Genomic DNA, 18,817 nt, shown 5'->3' with positions numbered 1-18,817 from the left:
TATTAAGCATAGAACGAAATTAGTGAAATTCTTCAGAAAAATAAACTGCCAATAATTTTGGCGGCGATTGTGCCTACCACCACGTACAAATGCAATCTTTTGTCATGAAAACAACAGACTATTTAAACGTCCGAATGGTGAAACTGTAAACAGAGGGAACGAAGCTGCTCCATTCCTTTAGTTTTACTTTCAGCTTTCATTATTTTAGCCACCTGGGTATTGTCTGTGGCGCTTACCAAAGCTTGTAACAGCGTTTGTTGTTCTTCGTCTACGCGAATCCAACTGTTCACAAGAGCGGCTTGCAACCAAGGAGCATAGTCGTAGAAATTCAGCTCTTTTTTCACGAAAGCTCTACCTAATTCTTGCCAGCGCCTAATTTGCGAAGCTTCCGGTCGCTCGTTAAACGGAATACTTTTCAGCAAGGGTAGAATAATGTCGGCACGCGCACGATGTCTTATTTCATCTTCATTACTTAACTCTAGGCTGTGTATACGTGCATGAAGTTCCGTTACGAATAATGAAGAAAGTTCCCGTACATAGATGTGCATTCGTTTTGTTAACGGGTATACGAATACAGCGGATGAGCGACCACTTGCGGGGTCGAGCTTTTGTCCTAATCGTAGCGGTATGTAGCCACTTTGCTGCCAAAAGTCGATAAGCTCCGGTGTAGCACCAAAACTCGTACCGACCGATTCGATATTTCTTTCTTTTGACCAATATTGAATTCGAGCGAGTAATCCATAGCCCAACCCTTTACGACGTAAACTTGGATGGGTGGCTATCCGTACCACTCGAATATGGCGCATTGAAGCGAGGACAGGGCGTTTTAAATAATAACAGAAGGTTTGTGGTAGCAAGTTACCTTGTGGGCGCCTCTTTCCCTTAGTAATAGGGTCGATTAAGTCACTGATCAGTGGACCTTCTTCACTTAACCACGCGACACCAATCAGCAGTGGACCTCGCTTTTGCAAAACAAGGTATTGGTTCGGGTTATCGAGCAGCAGCTTAAAGTCGTTAGGGCTAGTTTGGTAATGAGCATCGACGAGCAAGGAAAAACAAGACTCCTTTTCTTCGCTGCTTAATTCATGAGCGTGGCAAATACGGTAAGAAATATCACTCGTGAGCAATGGCGTTGGAACCGTTTCCAGCGCTAAACTCTCCTCCCATTCACTGCGCAATGCGAACGCTTTAAAGGTTGTGTCCTCAACTGGATCATTTAGATTCCAACGCATTGGTTGGTGAAGCCATTCTCTCGAAACAAAAGGAAAGTGTTGTTTTAGCTGATGCTCGTATTTGATTTGAAAGCCTCTACCCGCGAACTCGTAACCCTCTGTCGTAGTAGCTAAAACTAAAAAGCCTGGGTGTTGTAGCAACCCCATCTGTGCAATAAACGGTAAGGTTGCTGCTTCGTCAACGATTAAAATATCTGACGGTTCTGCGCATTCCTGATAATGCTCAATGTCTTCAGGCGCGAGGAACTGCCAATCAAGGTGGGCGCATGCGTCGATGATTTTGCGTGACTGTAATTTAGAGGGAGCTGAGATAAATACTCGAGTTTCACCGGGTAATTGTTTGCACCAATGCGCCAATGTTGAGGTTTTTCCTCGGCCACGCGCTGCATAAAGCAAAAAGGCGCTGTGCGGGTGCTGTTTTTGCTGTTGGTCTAGTATGCCAATGACATTGTTTTGAGACTGAGTAGGGTGAAATCTGGAATCTATTTCGGGTTCAGACCAGTGCTCAAGAAAGTCGTTAAGTTCCCTGTCTTCCCTGCAAATAAAGGTCGTTTCAAAGTTCCAGTAACTCGCTAAGTGCTGCCAAGAGTGAGTTTCTAGAAGTGCCGAAGTAACCTCAACAATAATGACCCCTTTGCCCACAACTGTAGCGGTGCAGGCTGCCCATGCGCTGGCATTCCAATTATGGTCGAATCGACAATGCAGCAAAGTTCGCTCTGTCCCAAGTAACGACTTAAACTGACTAGTGTTGGTTATCAGCAGGCTGTTATGACGTTCAAGTTGACGTTTAACTTGTTCTGCAGAGGCTGTTGATTGTGGAAACCACAAAATAAGTGAGCGGTGATTACGCTCACTTATGCACCGATAGAAGCCTACTAATGAACCCTGAAAAGGTTCATTTTCTTGCTGGTTTGGCGGATACATAAAGAATAATTTCGCCTTCGATCACTTTCGTTCCGTCTTCTCTTTTCGCATAAACGGGCACAGCAACATCACCTTCTTGCCAAGCGTCGTTGGGCAACTCGGCTACCACCGTAATATCACTGTTTGCTTTGGCCGTATAATTGATGTTCATGCCTTTCGGTATCCAACGCAAGTGCTTGGGTATAGATGACTCTGCCATTGCACCCATGGCCATTTCCAAACCATTACATAATGCAATGGCATGAACGGTACCGATGTGATTAAGCACTGGCTTACGTTTTTTAAACGTGAGTTCACAGTAGCCGGGGCGCATTTGCTCGATAACAGGTTTAATGGTTTTGAAATAAGGGGCCTTACTGGCAAACAGTTTGGAAAATATGTACTTACCAAAAGGAAGTGCCAGACACTTATTTCTCATCCTTAGTAGGTAATTGGCTTCCTGACTCGAACTCATCGTTGATAACACCCTTAAAAATCAATGGAAATTGTCTGAATCTTTGCCCTTCATAGCTGTCTTGAAGAACCCACTTGGTAATTTCATCGACACTGTTTGTAAGAGCTAAAAGATAACTATATCTTTTCAGCGCAACTTTGGCACTCTTTGGTAGAAATTGTTGTTTCTCGTAGTGAGCAAGGTTCGCTTTCAGAGTTTTGACTTTCTCTGGGTTGGCTTGCAGCGCCGCGAGTGCTTTCTCGAAGTACGCAAGAGGGGCTTCTGTTTTTTCTCTGTCTCCGGAGCGCTTAGTTTTGCTCCGAAAGGGATAATATTTGCCGGTCATAAGGTAACCGAGAAAATGTTGAACTTAAAAAAAAGGAGCCGACAAGGGGATGTCGGCTCAATCTCGTTGCTAGCGAACAGTAGCTAATAAAGCATACTGTACACTTTTTTACGGTACGTTGAGGCGAGTGGATCACCTTCTGGTAAATTATTAATCATATCTAATAAGTGTTTCTTAAATTCGTCGTTACTGCGCTCGGCTTTCCACAGTGTTAATGCCATTGCTAGGGCTTCTTCGTAGCGCTTCACTTGGAAATACTGAACGGAGAGTTGCGACTGTAACGCTAAGTCGTCTGGTGCAGCTTTAACTTGCTCCTCTAGTGCTCTAATTTCAGGGCTGTCGGCAGCCTCTTCCGCAAGTTGGATAATGGCCTGCACTTGTTGATACTCAGGTTCACTTTGGTGACTTATGGAAAGTTGCGCTAATAATTCTTTTGCCTGTTCCGTATGGCCTACTTTCGCCGCAGCATGCGCCAATACCAGCACAGCGTCATGATTAGTTGGATTTAAATCTACAGCTAACTTTGCTTGTGTGTACGCGGTGTCGGCATCGTCGTTCGCTAAAGCTTCCTTAGCGTTTTTCAGAGCGTCGTCTTCAGGTTGAGGCAAGTGTTTGCTCAACATTTCACGGATAGCTTGTTCTGGCTGTGCGCCTGCCAAACCGTCGACCGGTTGCCCGTCTTTAAATACCATTAGGGTTGGCAAGTTACGTATTTGAAATTGACCTGCAAGCGCTTGTTCTGCTTCACAGTCTACTTTCGCTAGAATTAAGTTGTCTGAGTAATCGGCAGCAATTTTTTCAAGTATAGGAAGGAGCTGTTTGCATGGTTCGCACCAGTCTGCCCAAAAGTCGATTAAAACAACTTTGCCTTCAGCTTGATCAATCAGTACTTCTTTAGCGTTTTGAGCTGTTAAATTTACAATATTGTTCGCGTTCACTTCATCGCCTCGTGGTCTATATTCATTTCTCTTGTTTTGTGCTCTGTAAATGGGGACGAACCCTAAGCATTCAACCTTTTGTTTCCGCAGTTAACCTAAGAGCTTCTTCAGAATCTTTTGCTTCCATTCTGTGTATGGTGGGTAACGAACGTCGATGTCCAGGATAAATTTACGCGTAACTACAGGTTTTTGGTGCGAGAAAGTGTCGAACCCATACTTGCCGTGATAGGACCCCATACCACTTTCACCCACACCTCCAAACGGGAGGTTCGGATTAAGCATAAAGACCATGGTGTCGTTTATACAAAGAGAGCCACAGCGAATTAGTTTTTCTACTCTGTTTTGTTCGCTTTGTAGGCTGGAGAACAGGTAACAGGCTAGTGGGTGAGGGCGGGCTTGAATAAATGCCAGCGCTTCTGTGAAGTCGGAAACAGGGATAATGGGTAGCAATGGACCAAATATTTCTTCTTGCATGACTGATGCATCGACAGGGCATTGGTCAATGATTGCTGGCGCAAAATAGCGACTTTCTGCGTCTTGTTCTCCGCCCCATATTTTTGCGTGTTGAAGTTCTGGGTCTGAAAGTAGCTTCGCAAGACGTTGGTGGTGACGCTCGGAAACAATTCTTCCGTAGTCTCGGCTCTCCTTAATATTTTCACCATAAAGCTCTTTAATGGCAGCTTTGAGGGCTTGCGTTAAAGCTTCATGGACACTTTTTTCCACTAGAATATAGTCGGGAGCAATACAGGTTTGCCCAGCATTCATAAATTTGCCCCAAACAATTCGCCTAGCGGTGACTTCAAGGTCGGTATGTTTGGAGACGATTACGGGGCTTTTTCCGCCAAGCTCTAATGTGACCGAAGACAAATGATTCGCTGCGGCGTGCATAACTTTCTTGCCAATCTGACTGCCTCCCGTAAAGAAGATATGGTCAAAAGGTAAATTGAGGAGCTGAGCTGCGATTGCTGCGTCGCCTTCCACTGCCCAGATAGCTTCTGAGTCTAAGTAGCGGTTGCATAGTTTTACAATTAACTGGCTGGTTGCAGGAGACACTTCGGAGGGCTTAATACACACGGTATTGCCCGCTGCAATGGCTGCAACAACAGGGCTTAGTGTTAATTGTAACGGGTAATTCCAAGCGCCGAATACTGCAACAGTACCTTTAGGCGTAGGGAGTAACTTCGAGCGAGCAGGGGCAATGGCAATTGGACTAGAAACCCTCTTCGGCTTCATCCATTTCTTCAAATGACGCTTGGTATGGCGAATATCTTTCAGTAGATAACCTATTTCAGTGCTCCAAGCTTCAGTGGCTTGCTTGCCTAAGTCTTCAAATAGTACCTGTTTCCACTCTTCAACATGATTATTGAGCAGCTTTTCAATTTGCTCGAGTTGGCGAATTCGCCAATCACGAGAAAGCGTTCTTTGGCTTAAAAATGTGGACTGAAGTTTAACAAAGTGTTCTTGCATATCTTGTTCGTTAATGGTCATGGTGCGTCCGTTATTTCAAGTTCAATAATTTGCCCGTCGGTACCGTCAACTAAAACTAAGATAGAAGACTTCGTTGGGTGTAACTCTATATCTCTAACTCTGTGGTTCCATGTAATATCAGTGCTCTCACTGACTAAGTCGTATTCATTTAAAACACTTATCTGCTGGCCACGCTGACTAAGCGTTAAAGCTGTTATCTTCCGCGCCGCGAGTGCTGGAATGAGGGCTGTATTTTCAAAAAGTGTAAGTCCGGCTGGCGCAATTGACGGTGTCCAGTCATATAGTGGTGGTTCCATACCGGGTAAGTCTCGGTATGGCGTAATCATAGCGCCAGTGTAATCAACACCGTTAGTTAGGAGGGGCCAACCATAATTGCGACCGCCTCTAATATGGTTTAACTCGTCACCACCTCTTGGTCCATGTTCGGTGCTCAAAATGGCATTCCATTCGGCGTGATAGGCAATACCTTGTACGTTTCGGTGACCATATGAAAACAAATTAGGGGCTGCGTTTTCTGTACCGATGAAAGGATTGTTATTTGGGGTTCGCCCAGAAGTGTCAATCCGAGCGATGCTTCCTAATAAATTTGTAGTTACTTGCGCTTGTTCACGATAATCAAAGCCGTCGCCTAGCGTGACCAAAATGGTTGAGTCGGGGAGTTGCAACAGTCTTCCGCCAAAGTGTGCAGCACCTTTTTTGGTGGGGGTTGCTCGAAATATTACGGTGGTATTTTCAAGCTCTAAATCTTTCGTAAGTTCTGTCCTTGCCACACAGGTTTGATTTGCACTGCTTACTCCACATGCATAGCTAAGTAATAGTTGCAGGTTTTCACTTTCATTTTTGGTTATATTGAGAACGTCGAACAATCCAGCTTGGGCATTGACGAAAATATCAGGAATGACATTAGACACGTTAATGCGCGCGAGTATTTCGGCATTATTCTCTGGCGTAAGCGAGGCAACAACTAGAGTACCGCTTCTCTCAGTAAACACGAACTTTTGCTCATCTAGAAATGAGATACCCCATGGTGAGTCAAGTTGCTCGAGCAAAGGTGTTGCATGGGTAGCTTGTAACTGAGCTTGAGCAGGAACCAAGGCAGACCATAAGAGCGCAAAAGCAGAGACAACAGACGCTATTTTCATTTCACTAAACCTTTGAGTGGGTTAACTTTGCGAAGAGAGCGAGTAAGGCGGGCGTAGAGATACCCTGCCAAGCAACCGCTTAGAATCATAAGCAAGGTTCCGAGAGAGCCTCTAGTTGCCGCTATTAACGTGGGTGGCGGCGTAAATGCATTAATGAGTTGAAATGCCACATATAAGCCAACGCCTCCTGCGACAATACACCACGCGGTAAATTGTCGTTTCTGGAATGTAGAAACGAAGTGAGCGATAGGTATAGCAATAATAAGGGTAACCGCCATAACCACAGCAAATAAAGGTGCAAAGAAGATCAGGTCATGTAATGTCGTATTAATGCGCTGGCTAAGCTCTATGGCAGGTCCTATTTCACTTATTGCATGCAAGTTGAGCTGTGTCTGAATAACAGAGCCCACCAAGGTTGAAACCACGAGTGCGACAAGAAGAGCAAAAATCCGAACTCCAAACCTTTGCCAATGCGTCATAATGAACATATCCAAGCGTTAAAAAGTAAGACCTTAACTTATATGAAGTTGCCCAGACCTTCCACCTTTTAGGCAACTTCTCGTGTCAGTTTACTTGCCCCCACTTGATAGAGTGGATAAAGTGTTGACCACAGGTTAGACCAGAAGAGGCAAGCAGATGACCCAAGCATACCCGAATTTATTTGAACCTTTAGACCTAGGATTTACCACATTAAAAAACCGAGTGTTGATGGGCTCGATGCACACAGGACTAGAGGAAGAAAAGCAGGGCTTCGATAAGCTTGCAGTTTTCTATGCGCAGCGCGCGAAAGGTGGTGTAGGCCTAATTGTGACTGGCGGAATCAGCCCTAATATTCGTGGCCGATTAAGCCCTGTAGGGTGTCAGCTAAGTAAGCCTTGGCACGTGGCTAAACACCAAAAAATTACCAGTGCAGTGCATGAAGCTGGCGGTAAAATCTGCATGCAAATTCTGCATGCGGGAAGGTATGGATATCACCCTTTAAATGTTGCCCCAAGTGCTATAAAAGCTCCAATTAGTCCTTTCAAACCCTCGGCAATGAGCCACCGTCAAATTGTAAAAACCATTAAACATTATGCTCGTGCTGCCAAGCTCGCGAAAAAGGCAGGATATGACGGTGTAGAGATTATGGGCTCGGAAGGTTATTTGATTAACCAATTCATTTGTAGCCGAACAAATAAGCGAACCGACCAGTGGGGTGGCAGCTTTGAAAACCGTAGCCGTTTCCCAAAGGAAATAGTAAAAGCTGTTAGAGAAGCGGTAGGTGAAGACTTCATTATTATTTATCGCTTGTCCATGTTGGATTTAGTAGAAGGTGGTAATACCCAAGAAGAAGTAGTGGAACTGGGTCAGGCGGTCGAGAAATGCGGCGCAACCATTATTAATACTGGCATCGGTTGGCACGAAGCTCGTGTACCTACAATCGTGACTTCAGTTCCGCGAGCTGCTTTCCGTTGGATTACAGCCGAGTTGAAAAAGTCGCTATCTGTACCCGTGGTAGCAACCAATAGAATTAACACGCCTGAAGTTGCTGAAGATATTCTGGCAAAGCAAGAAGCCGATATGGTGTCGATGGCACGACCGTTGCTCGCCGACCCCGACTTCGTTGCGAAGGCGGAAGCTGACAAAGCCGACCGTATAAATACCTGTATTGCTTGTAACCAAGCGTGTTTAGACCACGTATTTGAGAACAAGCGTGCTACTTGCCTTGTTAACCCGCTTGCAGCCTATGAAACAGAGTTGGTGATGAACCCTGTTGTGAAGAAAAAACGTGTGGGTATTATCGGCGCGGGTCCTGCTGGGCTATCTGCCGCATGTTTTGCCGCAGAGCGTGGGCATGAGGTTCACTTGTTCGACAAGGCTACCGAGATCGGTGGTCAGTTCAATTACGCAAAGCAAGTGCCTGGTAAAGAAGAATTTTATGAAACCATTCGTTACTTCAAAAACAGGCTTGAAGACGCTGGTGTTATTCTTCATTTAGGGCAAGAGCAAAACAAAGAGTCTATTACACAGTTTGGTTTTGATGACGTTGTGGTAGCCACTGGTGTTTCACCTCGAGCACTAGAGATAGAGGGCGCTGACCTTCCTCATGTGTATGGTTATTTAGATGTGTTGCGTGACCATAAACCAGTGGGTAAACGAGTGGCAGTTATTGGCGCTGGAGGCATAGGATTTGACGTTTCTGAGTATTTAACGACAACCGTTTCTCCGACTTTAGACGCGGAACAATGGCACGCTATTTGGGGTATCGACAAGTCGTACGAGCACCGCGGAGCTTTGCTAGAGCAGCCTTTGGCGGAGCCAAATCCAAGACAAATTACGTTAATGCAACGGAAAACCTCGAAAGTCGGCGGTGGACTGGGTAAAACATCTGGTTGGGTACACCGCAACACATTGAGACATAAAGGCGTGAAAATGTTAGCCGGTGTAACGTACGAACGTATTGTTCCAGAAGGTATTGAAATAAGTATTGATGGTAACAAGCAATTGATCGAAGTAGATAATATTGTCGTATGTGCAGGACAGCTCCCGTTAAGAGAACTGGAAGCTCCATTGCGTGAAGCGGGTGTGAGTGTACACCGTATTGGCGGTGCAGACGTAGCTGCCGAGTTAGACGCAAAGCGAGCTATTCGACAAGGAGCTGAATTAGCGGCAATGTTGTAAACGTAAAAGCATTTGAAACTTAATACTGGAGATAACTATGAGCGAATCGCAAGAAGTGCCTGAAGTATTAGAAGACGCGCAAGGAAGACTCGAAGAGATTTTCAAGCGGTTAGAAATATCAGATGATGCACAGCAGCGGCTCGCTCAACCCGAAAGAATTATTCAAGCCTCTATTCCAGTGCGTATGGACGACGGCAGTCTTAAGGTATTTCAAGGCTGGCGCGTTCAATACGACCTAACTCGTGGCCCTGGCAAAGGCGGCATACGCTTTCACCCTAATGTGGACGAAGGTGAGGTTACGGCATTAAGTTTTTGGATGGCTATCAAGTGTGCTGTGGTCGACATTCCTTTTGGCGGCGCTAAAGGCGGCGTATGCGTAGACCCCAAAAAGCTCTCTCGAATGGAGCTAGAGCGACTTTCCCGTGGCTATATTCGTGCAATGTTTGATGCGATAGGCCCCGACACTGATATTCCCGCACCAGACGTGAACACTAACGCTACCGTAATGGGGTGGATGGCAGATGAGTACTTTAATATCGCTCGTGGTCAACACCCTGCGGTTATTACGGGTAAGCCTCTAGGGTTAGGAGGCTCTGCGGGACGTGTCGAGGCAACCGGGGAAGGCGCATTAGAAATCTTAAGGCTATGGGTAGAGCGGGAAGATAAAGATCCCAAAGACATGACCGTTGCTGTTCAGGGCTTTGGTAACGCGGGGTACTATTTTGCAAAAGCAGCTCTCGACCTAGGCTTTAAAGTTGTGGCGGTATCTGACTCTAAAGGTGCTGTTTACTCTAAAGAAGGCTTAGACGTAGAGGCTATATACAAGCACAAAAACGAAACTCGAGAGCTCAAAGGAATTGTTTACTCTGAGTCGTCTGTAGACGATGAAGAGAATGTCGAGCACTTGTCGAATGACGAGTTATTAACACTAGACGTGGATGTTTTAGCTTTAGCTGCGCTAGAAAATCAAATTACTAAACATAATGCCAAAGACGTAAATGCTGACATTGTGCTGGAAATAGCGAATGGACCAGTGACTAGTAAAGCAGACGAATTACTAAACGAGCGAGACATAACCGTTATTCCTGACGTATTAGCGAATACAGGCGGCGTGGTAGTGAGTTACTATGAGTGGGTGCAGAACCGAATAGGTGACTACTGGAGTGCAGATCGTGTGAACAAGCGCATGAAAGAGTTGCTAGAACGCGAATCTAAGCTTTGTTTTGATTTGGCTGAACGTGAATCAATCGACCTGCGCAGGGCTGCCTATATGCAAGGTTTAGAGCGTATTACATCGGCTATGGACTGTAGAGGTAACCAACACTACTTCAATGGCGACACGTAAACTACAAAGAAAGCCAATGGCGACGGTAGCTGCCGTCGCTGTCGTACATTTGAGCTTGTTTATTTACGTTAAACCAACTCCCTCCGCGAGAGTTAGCCCGTAAACCTGCTATATATTGCCAATTTCCGTAGTTGCTCGCAGGGTCGTAATCAATAAGCTGTTGTTCAAAGTAACAAGCACCCTTGCGCCAATCTTCTCCAAGGTCGTAAATGAGTGCTGACGCCACATTCTGCCTTCCTCTGTTGCTCATAAATCCAGTGGCATTCAACTCTTTCATGTTGGCATTTACGAAGTCGTTGTTAGTTTCACCCTTTACCCACTCCGCAAAACTTCCTTTAACTATGGGCTCGTAGTCAATTTGTGGTGAACCATCATAAAAAAGCTCTGGCCCTGCTTGTACTGCTAAATGTTGAAAAAATTCCCGCCAAAGTAATTCTATTTTCAGCCAATGCGTACTTTCGTTCTTGCCAAACTCTGTTTCGTGTTGATGTACAGCTCTCAATGCTTCTTCAGGCCCTAAATTGCCCCAAGCTAGCCAAGGAGAGAGCTTGCTGGAATAAGACATACCCAACATACCGTTACGCGTGGATTTATAATGTCGAACTGGTCCATTTTGTTGTAAGTAAGCACTTAAATGATTTAATGCATGGCTGCGGCCGCCATTAAACTGAATATTTTCTGTGGTGGTGTATTTATCTGTAACGCTCTGTAATGGCTCTGCGGGGAACGACTCCTCCAGTAGAGGCTCAAAGCGTTTTCTAAACTGGCTAAAAGAGCGAAGTGGCTTATTAATACGTTCACAAACCTGCTTTGCTGACCAAAGGGTATAGGTTTCATAGATGTGGGTTTGGGCTGGAATCTTTTGTAACTTCTGCTTAAGCTCGTGTTCGTCTCGCTTTTCTTCGTAAGCGGGCAGAGTGCTCCAGTGTATATGCTCGGCTTTGTATCTTTCTACAATTGCCAATAACGATTTAATGGTATTACCGGATGTGATGAGCAGTTCAATATTTTGTTTAGCCAAAGTTTGTTGGAGCTCATTCAAACTTTCGGTAATGAATTTTTCTTTGTGCGAACCAAAACGTTGAATGCCTAGCCAGCTGGCTTTCTCTCTATCTTCCCAAACATAAACAGCGACCACTCGAGCTGTCGAAGGAATGTTTTGAAATGCGGGGTGGTTCTCACGTAATTCTCTGCGTAGCCATACAATATGTGTTTTCATTATAAGTCCTCGATATGCTCAAGGTAATGTTCGGCTTGCTGTAAAATATCCTGCCGTTCCTGCTCAGTGCGCTTGTCCCATTGCGCGTACATCATGCGCATACGGTGGTTATTGCGGAACTTGTCTTCATGCTTATCTATAAAGTGCCAATACAAGCTATTGAATGGGCAGCTATTATCTCCATACTTTTTACTCACGTCGTATGTGCATTTAGTGCAGTGGTCACCCATTTTCTTGATGTAGTTTCCGCCACTCACGTAGGGCTTTGTGGCTAGCACACCCCCGTCAGCAAACTGGCTCATTCCGCGGGTATTTGGAAGCTCAACCCACTCAATAGCGTCGATGTAAATCCCTAGGTACCAGTCATCTACTTGTTGCGGGTCGATTCCTGCGAGCAGGGCAAAGTTCCCGGTCACCATCAGACGTTGAATATGGTGGGCATAGGCGTACTTTAATGATTGGGAAACCGCATGAGAAACGCAGCGCATATTGGTTTTTCCACTCCAATAGAAACTCGGCAGATCTCGCGTATGATTTAATTCGTTTCGGTTCGCGTACTCGGGCATGAAGCGCCAATAAATCATTCGAACATACTCGCGCCACCCTAGTATTTGTCGAACGAAACCTTCGACTTGAGGCAAACTTATACTCTCAGGCGAGTGTTCATAGGCTTGAATAGCTCTTTCGACAACATATTTAGGGCTAACCATTTTGGTATTCAGGGCAAACGAGATGCGTGAATGATATAGGCTCCAGCCCCTGTCTGTTAGCGCATCTTGGAACTCACCGAAGTGCTGAAATAGGTGGTCGAAAAAGTAGTCCATAAGGTCAATGGCTTGTTTGCGGCTTATGGGCCACAAAAAGTGTTTGCTGTCTACTTCTCCGAATGTTTCGATGCTTTGCGAATTCAGCAAGTCTACAAGGTCGGAAACATCGTGAGAAAACATCAAAGGAGAGTGAATCTCATGTTTTTTCGGAATCTTATTTCTATTTTCGGAATCGTAATTCCACTTTCCGCCTAAAGGCTTATTGCCGTTCATTAAATATCCCGTTTCCTTTCGGGCTTGGCGGTAATACTTTTCCATCAATAAATGTTCGGCATCTGGGAAATATTTCTTCAGATCGTCTCGTTCGGTGTAGAAGTGTTCACTCGAATAAACTTGCGTGGTAATCCAGTCGATGTTTTTCAATTGGGTATCGAGCCGGTACTCGTCAGGCTCTTGGTACTCCAGCGATTTAGCTTTCACGGTCGAACAGACCTGTTGAAGGTTTTTACATAAATCTTGCTGGTTATCTGAACTGTCTAGCTTGAGATACAAAACGTCATGTTTTTTGCTGATAGCTTGAGCAAAGTTACGCATTGCAGCAAAGAAGCCCACAACCTTTTGAATGTGGTGTTTCACATAAGTAAGCTCTTGCTTCATTTCCATGATGACGAACAGAGTTCTGTCGTCAGTTTCATGAGTGTGGCCGCGAAACCAACTATGCGAGGCGTTGAGTTGGTCTCCTAAAATAAGTCTAACCTTGGGGTAGTCTCGGCTAATCTCGTTGACTTGATGAAACAGGCTCACGGCTTAGCCCAAAACTTTTTCAGATTAACAGGGGGATGTATGTCGTTATTACCCTGAGTTGGCAACTCTCGGGCTCTATGCTCTGGAACCGCATAATGATAACGCTGTCCTTTTGAGGGAACGTGATAGCAGTCTAAGCCAGTTACTGCAGCTGCTCTAATCTGACTTAGTTCAAGGCTTCCGTCCGGTTGTAAAACATCTTCACGAATACGCACCCATTTAATTTGCCCAATGATGAATTCGGTTCCGTTGAGTTCAATGGGTAAAATCTCCTTTAAGTCTAGTCCAATACTTATCGGGGACTCAGATACGCAAGGCGCTTGAAAGTCGTCTATCCATTCAACACTTAGCCCAACCTCTGAGAACTCAGAAACCTGCTCTTCATATTTTGCTGACGTTTGATGGGCTTTTTCCACCATAGATTCTGCAACCATATTTATGGTGAACTGATGTTGCTCTTTGATGTTATTTACCGTGTCGCGTCGCACTGTCGTTGGCCTTGTCACCATTCCCATGAGTGCTGGATTAGCTCCAAGGTGAACTACCGAGCTCACGATAGCTAAATTTGGTTGATGCTTCGCATCACAGGTTCCAATTAAGTTTGCGCTTTTGTATCCGGAAAGGCCATTAATTAGGCGAGCGCGAAACCGATCTGGCAAGTCTTCTAGGTGTTTTTTATTAAACCAATACATGCTTAAACCAATAATTTCCCATTTTGTTTTCTTATTACGAATTTAGTCTTCGGTTACGGCGGCAACGTTCAGAGCAGTATTTCACCTCATCCCAAACATCCTTCCATTTCTTTCTCCAAAGGAAAGGACGATTGCAGACGGGGCAGGTTTTCTCAGGTAAATGCTGCTTTTTCATCGCGTTTGTCTCGGTGACCCTCTACATGACGCAACAGAATTTGTTCTTTATACGCTTTAACTTCAGGAAGAGACTTCCACTTCCATAAAAATTCTCTTGCTCGCTTACCTGTCTCTTGAATGTTAACTATGGGGTGCGGGTAGTCTTTACCTAATTCAAAGTTGCTTGCTAGTTGCTCTAACGGCGGCATTTCCCATGGTGTGTGAATATACGCACTAGGTATGGCAGAAAGTTCGGGTACCCATTGGCGAATAAATTCACCGTTTGGGTCATGCTCTTGCGCTTGTTTAATCGGATTGTAAATTCTGATTGTGTTAATACTGGTTACGCCCGCTTGCATCTGAAACTGCGGGTAGTGAATTCCAGGTTCAAAATCAAGAAATAACCGCCCCAAATGTTTCGCGCCGAAACGCCAGTCTAACCAAAGGTGGTGAGTCAAAAAGCTAACCAACATGGCTCTCATGCGAAAGTTAATATAGCCGGTATGTTGGAGACAGCGCATGCACGCATCAACTAAAGGAATACCCGTTTTGCCGCGGGCCCAAGCACTAAAGTGTTCTATGTTCCCATTTCGATGTAAGTTTTCGTAGGCTGGGTTAAGGCATGAACGCTCAAGCTGTATGTCCATTTCGAACTTTTGAATAAAATGACAATGCCAGCGAAGTCTAGAATGCAACGCTCGTATCGATTTCCTCCAACCTTGTTGGCTCTTAAGCTGACCTGTACGTTGCCAAACTTGCCTTACGCTTAAGTTTCCAAAAGCCAGATAGGGTGACAAACGTGAGCAAGAACGCCTACTTGCAGCCGGTTTCGATATATCGAAAGCGTAGCGCTTACCACGCTCTAAACAAAAGTCTTCAAGCCATTTCAATGCAGATAGTTCGCCGCCGTGTTGAAACCTGGTTTGGTGCGTTAACCAGGCTTGCGGCACCGAAAGTTCGGGTTGTTCATGCCAAACTAGAGTATTAAGTCGAGCCAAATCAGTTTGGTATTGAGCCTTGGCCATCGTTTGATACCAATGCTTTCGCCAGCCTTCTCTATCTCTACAGGCTCTTACCACGCCATTACTGGGGAATTCTAACCATTCCACGTTATTGTTGTTACACCAGCTCTTCACTGCGATATCGCGTTGGTAAGTGAGATTAATCCCTGTTTCTTCGTGGCTCAGTACTCTGGCTACCGGAAATGTCTTTGCGAGACGTTTTAAAGCTGCAAGCATATCCGACTGGATAACGTGAACTCTGTGCTGTGAACCAAGCTGGCGCTGAAGTTGCTGAACGCTTTGCCAGTAAAAGCGCCAATGGTGCTCTCCGTAGTGAGCGTCATCAACCAGCATAGGCTCAATCACCACCAAAAGTAGAGTAGGGCGGCCTGAGCGAGAGGCGAAAGAAAGCGGAGCGTGATCTCGAATTCTAAGGTCACGTTTAAACCAAACAATATCTATCATGATGTACAATACGCGCATTAACTATGAAAGGATTTGTAATATGAGAGTCGATAGGTTTTTGTCAGAAGCCACAGGAATGAGCCGCAAGGAAGCAACCAGAACACTTCACCGCGAAGAGGTTGAGGTCAATGGCCGTGTAGAGAAAAAAGGTGCCGCTAAGATAAAAACTACAGACGAAGTAACCTGGAACGGTGTAAAGCTTGAACTGATGGGGCCTACTTATCTAATGATGAATAAGCCCGCAGGTTGTGTTTGTGCAAATGACGATCCTACTCACTTACCCGTCCTGTCATATCTAGAGCTTCCGAACCTAGATAAAGTGCACACAGTAGGAAGGTTAGACCTAGACACTACTGGACTATTGTTGATTACCAATGATGGGCAATGGTCCCATCGTATTACCTCTCCCAAACGCAAGTGCGCCAAAGTTTACCGTGCTTGGCTCGCAGACCCAGTAGAAGAGTCTTACAAAGAAGCTTTCCAAAAGGGGATTCAATTAAACGGAGAGCAACAACTCACAGCGCCTGCGGAAGTTGAATTTGTAAACGAGCAAGAGGTACTCGTTACGCTCTATGAAGGTAAGTACCACCAAGTAAAACGAATGTTTGCGGCTTTGGGTAACAAAGTAGAGGCTCTACATCGCGAGCAGGTGGGAGAGCTCAAGCTCGACCCTGAGCTACAAGAAGGCGAATACAGAGCGCTTACCGCACAGGAAGTAGCTCTGTTTTAAAAGGTGCCAAATAATCTTTGGTACATACGCGCTGCATAGTCGTCGGTCATACCGGCGATGTAATCACACAGGACTCTGTCTGCGCCCTGTTGGCCTTCCTCTTGAAACGCTTTTTCCCATCTTTGTCTTGAGTTGCTAGGCAACAAACGTAACGGCTCAGAGTGAAATGCACTGAACAAATTCAATAACATATTTTGGCTACGGTAACGCAGCTGCTGTATATCTGGGGTGTTAATAACGTGCTCAAAAACCACCGATTTGAGGGCATTAAGAAGTTCGCGCTCTGCGGAAGGCAAAGACGCATTAAACTTCACTAAAGGCTCACTGGCCTGTGGCAAGCTCTCGGTTACATGAACACTGGTTACGAAAATATTAACCAATGCTCCAATGGCATTTTTGCGCGCGTGATGCTCGCTAGAGAAAAGATCGAGCGCAAGCTTTTCCATAAGCTGTTTAAGCGAGGAGGGTAGAGCATCTATTCGCTCGCCCATAAAAGTGTGCCACTGCTCTGCCTTAAGCGTTCCCGTTACCACAGCGTCCTCTAGATCGTGCACCCCATAGGCGATGTCGTCGGCAAGCTCCATTAATGAAGCGTCAAAAGACTTATGTAAAGACTTTTGAAACGGCGAATGAGAGAGTTGGTCGACACTTTGGAAAGCCTCGCGGTCTTCTTTGGACAGAGGCTCTAAAACCCAATTGAGCAAGTCACTGTCAGCCGCATAGAGCGCTTTCGCAGGTTTGAAGTTGGCCAAACTACGAGGATTGTCCGTTGCGTCTGGAACTTGGTTCTTCATGGCCTCATCAGGCATTAATACTGGGTACTTTAAAAGTCCAAGGAGTGTTCTGCGAGTTAGGTCCATACCATGGTCTGCATGGTAGCTTTCTAAGCGTCCGACAATTCTGAATGTTTGCCCGTTTCCTTCAAAACCACCGCTGGCTAACATTTTGTAGTTAAGTGCGGTTTCACCACCATGGCCGAATGGCGGGTGCCCGATGTCGTGAGCTAAACAAAGCGCTTCCATTAAGCTTTCGTCAGGTAAAAGCGTTACGCCCAACTCTGACCCAGTATGCTTTATTTGATTAATAAGCGAAGCTCCAATTTGAGCCGCTTCTAATGAGTGGGTTAAACGCGTTCTATAAAAGTCGTTCTCCCCAACATTCATAATTTGAGTTTTCGACTGAAGCCTTCGAAATGCTGCTGAGTGAAGAACTCGCGCGCGATCGCGTTGCCATGGGTTCCTTAAATCTCCCGGTCTTTGCGGTGCATCTTGCGAGCGTCGCTCAAGCCAAACATCAGACATGAAAGCATTCCTGTATTGAATCAAAAAAGAGGCTCAAACATTAGCAGAATACCGCAACGTGCTCCATAGCTAGCGTAGGTAATAAGCAATGTCGTGGTAATTTCATATCAGACTTCTCATTGTGGCACCGAGCCATGTATCATGTGTGCCATAAAATAATTATGGAGATTTTATGCTGTTACCTATTGTCGCTCTAGTAATTGGATTGGCGGTTTTGGTGTGGAGTGCTGACAAGTTTATTGAAGGTGCTGCAGGAACATCAAAAATTCTAGGCGTTTCGCCCTTAATCATCGGCATGATTGTTATCGGCTTCGGTACCTCGGCGCCGGAAATGGTCGTTTCAGCATTTGCTGCCTCGAGCGGTAATCCAGGTTTGGCATTGGGTAATGCGTATGGCTCTAATATTACCAATATTGGTTTAGTCTTAGGGTTAAGTGCTGCGTTACTTCCTATGACTGTGAGTTCAGGGGTATTAAGAAAAGAAATACCGTTGCTTATCGCAGTAACCTTATTGGCCGGCTATCAAATCTTAGACGGCACTATAAGCCGTTTAGACGCTGTCGTTTTGCTGGTGGCTTTTGTCGCTGTAATGTTGTGGATGGTATTACAACAAAAGAACGAAGACATTATTGGTACCGACACCGACAAAGAATTAGAAGCGCATCCGTTGTCTTTAAAAATGGCTATTGTATGGCTTTTGGTTGGTCTCGTACTGCTTATTATCAGTTCTCGGGTGTTGGTATGGGGCGCGGTGGAAATTGCTACCGCATTCGGAGTCGACGACCTCATTATAGGTTTAACTATTGTTGCTTTAGGCACTTCTTTGCCTGAATTAGCAGCTGCTATGGTGGCTATTCGTAAGCAAGAACATGACTTAGCTTTAGGCAACCTTATCGGTTCAAACCTTTTCAATACATTGGCCGTAGTAGGTATAGCTGGCGCAATTGAACCTATTTCAGTAGCAGCTGAAGTCCTATTGCGTGACTGGACATTAATGCTTGCTCTTACACTCATTATGGCTGCGTTCTCTTGGCGTCCTCAGTCGTGGCAACCGCAAAGACCAGCGCGCATTAATCGTATAGAAGGTTCGGCTTTCGTAGCTATTTATTTGGGTTACATCGGCTGGCTAGTGTTTTCAGTTATACAAGCAAATTCATTAACCTAGGATTGAAT

Annotated in this window: 17 protein-coding genes; 4 read left to right on the top strand and 13 right to left on the bottom strand. The window is 45.4% G+C overall.

Annotated features, from left to right (window positions below; translation table 11 throughout):
* Positions 1 to 122: 122 nt before the first annotated feature.
* The 7 genes from DQX04_RS05110 to DQX04_RS05080 all read right to left on the bottom strand — a co-directional run bounded on the left by DQX04_RS05110 (position 123) and on the right by DQX04_RS05080 (position 6,982).
* On the bottom strand, positions 123 to 2,156 hold the full coding sequence (locus DQX04_RS05110) for a GNAT family N-acetyltransferase (protein WP_111914784.1): 2,034 nt from the start codon (positions 2,154 to 2,156) through the stop codon (positions 123 to 125).
* Positions 2,128 to 2,610, bottom strand: coding sequence for a hotdog fold domain-containing protein (locus DQX04_RS05105; RefSeq protein WP_111914783.1), 483 nt, complete (start codon positions 2,608 to 2,610; stop codon positions 2,128 to 2,130). The genes DQX04_RS05110 and DQX04_RS05105 overlap by 29 nt, the downstream gene beginning before the upstream one ends.
* On the bottom strand, positions 2,564 to 2,935 hold the full coding sequence (locus DQX04_RS05100; RefSeq protein WP_111914782.1) for a hypothetical protein: 372 nt from the start codon (positions 2,933 to 2,935) through the stop codon (positions 2,564 to 2,566). The genes DQX04_RS05105 and DQX04_RS05100 overlap by 47 nt, the downstream gene beginning before the upstream one ends.
* A gap of 83 nt (positions 2,936 to 3,018) precedes the next feature.
* A complete protein-coding gene (gene trxA / locus DQX04_RS05095) occupies positions 3,019 to 3,873 on the bottom strand; it encodes a thioredoxin (protein ID WP_111914781.1) in 855 nt (284 codons plus the stop codon).
* A gap of 90 nt (positions 3,874 to 3,963) precedes the next feature.
* Positions 3,964 to 5,361, bottom strand: coding sequence for an aldehyde dehydrogenase family protein (locus DQX04_RS05090; protein WP_111914780.1), 1,398 nt, complete (start codon positions 5,359 to 5,361; stop codon positions 3,964 to 3,966).
* A complete protein-coding gene (locus tag DQX04_RS05085) occupies positions 5,358 to 6,503 on the bottom strand; it encodes a PQQ-dependent sugar dehydrogenase (protein ID WP_111914779.1) in 1,146 nt (381 codons plus the stop codon). The genes DQX04_RS05090 and DQX04_RS05085 overlap by 4 nt, the downstream gene beginning before the upstream one ends.
* Positions 6,500 to 6,982: a hypothetical protein gene (locus tag DQX04_RS05080; protein ID WP_111914778.1), complete on the bottom strand. Its 483-nt coding sequence runs from the start codon at positions 6,980 to 6,982 to the stop codon at positions 6,500 to 6,502. The genes DQX04_RS05085 and DQX04_RS05080 overlap by 4 nt, the downstream gene beginning before the upstream one ends.
* A 157-nt stretch (positions 6,983 to 7,139) precedes the next feature.
* Between DQX04_RS05080 and DQX04_RS05075 the strand changes: the two genes are divergently transcribed.
* On the top strand, positions 7,140 to 9,164 hold the full coding sequence (locus tag DQX04_RS05075) for an NADPH-dependent 2,4-dienoyl-CoA reductase (RefSeq protein ID WP_111914777.1): 2,025 nt from the start codon (positions 7,140 to 7,142) through the stop codon (positions 9,162 to 9,164).
* A 37-nt stretch (positions 9,165 to 9,201) separates the two neighbouring features.
* Positions 9,202 to 10,509, top strand: coding sequence for a Glu/Leu/Phe/Val dehydrogenase (locus tag DQX04_RS05070; RefSeq protein WP_111914776.1), 1,308 nt, complete (start codon positions 9,202 to 9,204; stop codon positions 10,507 to 10,509).
* Between the two features lies 1 nt (position 10,510).
* On the opposite strand, the gene DQX04_RS05065 is transcribed toward DQX04_RS05070, so the two are convergent.
* The 5 genes from DQX04_RS05065 to DQX04_RS05045 are packed head-to-tail and all read right to left on the bottom strand — an operon-like array spanning position 10,511 to position 15,613.
* Positions 10,511 to 11,728, bottom strand: a complete 1,218-nt coding sequence (locus tag DQX04_RS05065) for a DASH family cryptochrome (RefSeq protein ID WP_111914775.1) — start codon at positions 11,726 to 11,728, stop codon at positions 10,511 to 10,513.
* Positions 11,728 to 13,299 carry a cryptochrome/photolyase family protein gene (locus tag DQX04_RS05060; protein WP_207916180.1) on the bottom strand — a complete coding sequence of 524 codons (1,572 nt, stop codon included), beginning with the start codon at positions 13,297 to 13,299 and terminating at the stop codon, positions 11,728 to 11,730. The genes DQX04_RS05065 and DQX04_RS05060 overlap by 1 nt, the downstream gene beginning before the upstream one ends.
* Positions 13,296 to 13,991 (bottom strand): flavin reductase family protein, encoded by a 696-nt coding sequence (locus DQX04_RS05055; RefSeq protein WP_111914774.1) that lies wholly within the window; start codon positions 13,989 to 13,991, stop codon positions 13,296 to 13,298. The genes DQX04_RS05060 and DQX04_RS05055 overlap by 4 nt, the downstream gene beginning before the upstream one ends.
* A 34-nt stretch (positions 13,992 to 14,025) precedes the next feature.
* Positions 14,026 to 14,166, bottom strand: a complete 141-nt coding sequence (locus tag DQX04_RS05050) for a DUF2256 domain-containing protein (RefSeq protein ID WP_111914773.1) — start codon at positions 14,164 to 14,166, stop codon at positions 14,026 to 14,028.
* Positions 14,144 to 15,613, bottom strand: a complete 1,470-nt coding sequence (locus DQX04_RS05045) for a cryptochrome/deoxyribodipyrimidine photo-lyase family protein (RefSeq protein ID WP_111914772.1) — start codon at positions 15,611 to 15,613, stop codon at positions 14,144 to 14,146. The genes DQX04_RS05050 and DQX04_RS05045 overlap by 23 nt, the downstream gene beginning before the upstream one ends.
* Before the next feature lie 40 nt (positions 15,614 to 15,653).
* Between DQX04_RS05045 and rsuA the strand changes: the two genes are divergently transcribed.
* Positions 15,654 to 16,343, top strand: a complete 690-nt coding sequence (gene rsuA / locus DQX04_RS05040; RefSeq protein ID WP_111914771.1) for a 16S rRNA pseudouridine(516) synthase RsuA — start codon at positions 15,654 to 15,656, stop codon at positions 16,341 to 16,343.
* Here the strand turns inward: rsuA and DQX04_RS05035 are convergent.
* A complete protein-coding gene (locus tag DQX04_RS05035; protein ID WP_111914770.1) occupies positions 16,340 to 17,644 on the bottom strand; it encodes an anti-phage deoxyguanosine triphosphatase in 1,305 nt (434 codons plus the stop codon). The two genes, rsuA and DQX04_RS05035, sit on opposite strands and share 4 nt — an antisense overlap.
* A gap of 172 nt (positions 17,645 to 17,816) precedes the next feature.
* On the opposite strand from DQX04_RS05035, the gene DQX04_RS05030 reads away from it, so the two are divergent.
* On the top strand, positions 17,817 to 18,809 hold the full coding sequence (locus tag DQX04_RS05030) for a calcium/sodium antiporter (RefSeq protein WP_111914769.1): 993 nt from the start codon (positions 17,817 to 17,819) through the stop codon (positions 18,807 to 18,809).
* The last annotated feature ends 8 nt before the right edge of the window (positions 18,810 to 18,817 follow it).

This window comes from Aliidiomarina sp. B3213 (assembly GCF_003290085.1).
Taxonomy (GTDB): Bacteria; Pseudomonadota; Gammaproteobacteria; order Enterobacterales; family Alteromonadaceae; genus Aliidiomarina.
The sequence above is the reverse complement of the archived record's forward strand: the minus strand, read 5'-3'. Positions and strand labels throughout refer to the sequence as shown.

What these genes read in the sequence shown, in the direction of transcription:
- DQX04_RS05080 (WP_111914778.1), bottom strand. Translation starts at nt 6,982, where the DNA reads ATGACGCATTGGCAAAGGTTTGGAGTTCGGATTTTTGCTCTTCTTGTC.
- DQX04_RS05030 (WP_111914769.1), top strand. Translation starts at nt 17,817, where the DNA reads ATGCTGTTACCTATTGTCGCTCTAGTAATTGGATTGGCGGTTTTGGTG.
- DQX04_RS05105 (WP_111914783.1), bottom strand. Translation starts at nt 2,610, where the DNA reads ATGAGTTCGAGTCAGGAAGCCAATTACCTACTAAGGATGAGAAATAAG.
- DQX04_RS05090 (WP_111914780.1), bottom strand. Translation starts at nt 5,361, where the DNA reads ATGACCATTAACGAACAAGATATGCAAGAACACTTTGTTAAACTTCAG.
- DQX04_RS05070 (WP_111914776.1), top strand. Translation starts at nt 9,202, where the DNA reads ATGAGCGAATCGCAAGAAGTGCCTGAAGTATTAGAAGACGCGCAAGGA.
- DQX04_RS05065 (WP_111914775.1), bottom strand. Translation starts at nt 11,728, where the DNA reads ATGAAAACACATATTGTATGGCTACGCAGAGAATTACGTGAGAACCAC.
- DQX04_RS05035 (WP_111914770.1), bottom strand. Translation starts at nt 17,644, where the DNA reads ATGTCTGATGTTTGGCTTGAGCGACGCTCGCAAGATGCACCGCAAAGA.
- DQX04_RS05050 (WP_111914773.1), bottom strand. Translation starts at nt 14,166, where the DNA reads ATGAAAAAGCAGCATTTACCTGAGAAAACCTGCCCCGTCTGCAATCGT.
- DQX04_RS05085 (WP_111914779.1), bottom strand. Translation starts at nt 6,503, where the DNA reads ATGAAAATAGCGTCTGTTGTCTCTGCTTTTGCGCTCTTATGGTCTGCC.
- rsuA (WP_111914771.1), top strand. Translation starts at nt 15,654, where the DNA reads ATGAGAGTCGATAGGTTTTTGTCAGAAGCCACAGGAATGAGCCGCAAG.
- DQX04_RS05055 (WP_111914774.1), bottom strand. Translation starts at nt 13,991, where the DNA reads ATGTATTGGTTTAATAAAAAACACCTAGAAGACTTGCCAGATCGGTTT.
- DQX04_RS05075 (WP_111914777.1), top strand. Translation starts at nt 7,140, where the DNA reads ATGACCCAAGCATACCCGAATTTATTTGAACCTTTAGACCTAGGATTT.
- DQX04_RS05100 (WP_111914782.1), bottom strand. Translation starts at nt 2,935, where the DNA reads ATGACCGGCAAATATTATCCCTTTCGGAGCAAAACTAAGCGCTCCGGA.
- DQX04_RS05045 (WP_111914772.1), bottom strand. Translation starts at nt 15,613, where the DNA reads ATGATAGATATTGTTTGGTTTAAACGTGACCTTAGAATTCGAGATCAC.
- DQX04_RS05110 (WP_111914784.1), bottom strand. Translation starts at nt 2,156, where the DNA reads ATGTATCCGCCAAACCAGCAAGAAAATGAACCTTTTCAGGGTTCATTA.